Annotated in this window: 2 protein-coding genes; both read right to left on the reverse strand. The window is 62.4% G+C overall.

Going from position 1 to position 1,823, the window contains the following annotated elements; translation table 11 throughout:
- A partial coding sequence (locus AC4FAH_RS06700) for a nucleotide sugar dehydrogenase (protein WP_490245795.1) occupies positions 1 to 890 on the reverse strand: 890 nt, incomplete at its 3' end.
- 3 nt (positions 891 to 893) lie between these two features.
- Positions 894 to 1,778: a UTP--glucose-1-phosphate uridylyltransferase GalU gene (galU, locus tag AC4FAH_RS06705; RefSeq protein ID WP_054556681.1), complete on the reverse strand. Its 885-nt coding sequence runs from the start codon at positions 1,776 to 1,778 to the stop codon at positions 894 to 896.
- Between the last annotated feature and the right edge of the window lie 45 nt (positions 1,779 to 1,823).

A 1,823-nucleotide genomic window follows, 5' to 3' on the forward strand; every position in this document is an offset into this window, starting at 1 on the left:
TCACCATCGAAGTGCTGCCACAGCTTGCGGAACAGCGTCTCCTTCTTGGCCTCGTTGATGTCGAGCACATGCTCGAGCAACATCGATTCACGCCCTGTCTGGTGCTGGACATCGGCCAGACGCATCAGATCACGCGAGAAGTTCGGACCACCGAACCCACAGCCCGGATAGAGATAGCCGAAGCCGATACGCGGGTCGGCGCCCATGCCCTGACGCACATATTCCACATCGACACCGAGGGAGTCGGACAGACCCGCCACTTCGTTCATGTAGCTGATACGCGTCGCGAGCATGCCGTTGATGGCCAACTTGGTCAGTTCGGCGGCGCGGCGCGGCATGATCTGGAAGACATCTTCACGCCGGTTGAAGGCACGCAGCAGCTCCTGCACCCGCAGGGTGGCAGGTTCCGCTTCGCTGCCCAGCAACCAACGGGCCGGACGCTCGAAGGTGGCCAGTGAACGGCCCTCCTCCAGCATGTCCGGCAAGGCGACGGCGTACTGGTCGTCACGCGGCAGCAACGCCTCGAAACGCTCGGTCGTGCCCACCGGGAAGGTCGAGTTGTTGACCAGCACCAGCGGCTCATCCAGGGTCGCCACCAGCTGCTCGACACGGCTCAGCGCGCTTTCGCGCTGGTCCGGCGAGACGGCGATCCAGTGGATATCGATGCGCCGCAGTGACTCGAGGTCCTCGATGAGAGTGAGATCGCCCCGCTCCCGATGGCGATCAAGACGTTCGCGCAGGCCTGGCTCACTGTTCAACCAGTCGACGCGTTCCAGGGCAGCCCAGTCCATGTCCTCATGTGGCCACCACCAGACACGGTGACCCACGCTCGCCAGAGCGGCGCTGGCCGTTGCCGCCGCCAGTTCGCTTCCGTGCACCAGCACCTGCATGGCTTATTTCTCCTGGTAGCGAGTCAGCAGCTCGCGGAAGCCTTCACCGAAGGTCGGGTGACGCTTGGCGAAGGAAAGAGTCGCTTCAAGATAGCCCAGCTGGTGGCCGCAATCGTAGGTATCACCGGCCATGCGGTAGGCCGCGACGGCCTTGTCGTCACGCAGGGTGTCGATGGCATCGGTCAGCTGGATCTCACCACCCGCGCCCGGCGGAGTGTTCTCCAGAAGCTCGAAGATACGGCCCGGCAACAGATAACGGCCGATGACCGCCAGGGTCGACGGCTCGGTGCCCGGGGCCGGCTTTTCGACCATGCCATTGATCAGGGCGGACTTGCCGGCTTCCGGCGTGTCACCGTCGATCGCGACGATACCGTACTTGTAGGCCATGTCCTGCGGGACATTCTCGACCATGATCTGGGCGGCGTTGGTGGCTTCGTAGGCCTCCATCATGCGCGCCAGGTCATTCTTCTCGAGCCCTTCGCCATCGACCAGCACGTCCGGCAGCATGACGATGAACGGCTCATCACCGACGATCGGCTTGGCACACAGCACGGCGTGGCCCAGGCCCAGCGGCTCCGGCTGGCGCACGCTGATGATCTTGACGTCATCCGGAATGATGTTACGCAGCTGTTCGAGCAGCTCGAGCTTGCCCTTGGCTTCCAGGGTGGTTTCCAGCTCGAAGTGCTTGTCGAAGTGGTTCTCGATGGCATTCTTGCTGGAATGGGTGACCAGCACGATTTCCTTGATACCGGCTGCGACCGCTTCTTCCACCACATATTGGATCACCGGCTTGTCGACGATGGTGATCATTTCCTTGGGGATGGCCTTGGAGGCCGGGAGGCAACGTGTGCCGAGACCGGCAACAGGCAGAACAGCCTTGCGTATCATGTAGCGTCTTCCTTGTGTCTATGTCGTGGTGAAGCCCGTCGAAGG

It is taken from the genome of Cobetia sp., assembly GCF_983723665.1.

What these genes read in the sequence shown, in the direction of transcription:
- galU (WP_054556681.1), bottom strand. Translation starts at nt 1,778, where the DNA reads ATGATACGCAAGGCTGTTCTGCCTGTTGCCGGTCTCGGCACACGTTGC.